Raw genomic sequence first — 483 nt, 5'->3', positions numbered from 1 at the left:
AATCGCGGCTGTTTGTCAACTCCGGTGATGCTGGCTCTGTCGGGGTCAGGGTCCTTTCCGAGGTCTGGGCCTCATGTTGGTGTTCGAGGGCGGGCGCCTCAACGTTTGCAGCGAAGTCCGAGAGCCTCGTCTTCAGCCGATTGACCGAGGTCACCGACACCACCGTCCCGACAGGGACAACAACCGGCGCCGCCAAGCCGCGCGGGCCGGATCTCTTGCGCTCAGGCGGCCTTCTGCACACCCCACTCAAAGCTGGTGCCGTCGGTCCATAGCCCTACCCGCATTCGGGGTTATGCAACGCGGACATACTTCGGACATCCGAGCTCAAGCATACGGTTCAGCACATTGGCAGCGATGGCGATCTCGGTGGCCTGACGCTCGTCTGTTTGCGATCGGAGTCCGTCACCGATGACGCGCTTCCAACGCGAGATGTCAGCCTCGATCAAGGCACGATCGTTGTAGCCCAAGGCTCGCTGCCAGCCC

General features: G+C 62.5%; 1 pseudogene. It reads right to left on the bottom strand.

Going from position 1 to position 483, the window contains the following annotated elements:
• Positions 1-290: 290 nt before the first annotated feature.
• A pseudogene (locus tag Q7A36_RS40845) lies at positions 291-483 on the bottom strand (IS5/IS1182 family transposase); the annotation flags it as partial.

This window comes from Paracraurococcus lichenis, from assembly GCF_030657435.1.
GTDB lineage: Bacteria > Pseudomonadota > Alphaproteobacteria > Acetobacterales > Acetobacteraceae > Paracraurococcus > Paracraurococcus lichenis.
The sequence above is the reverse complement of the archived record's forward strand: the minus strand, read 5'-3'. Positions and strand labels throughout refer to the sequence as shown.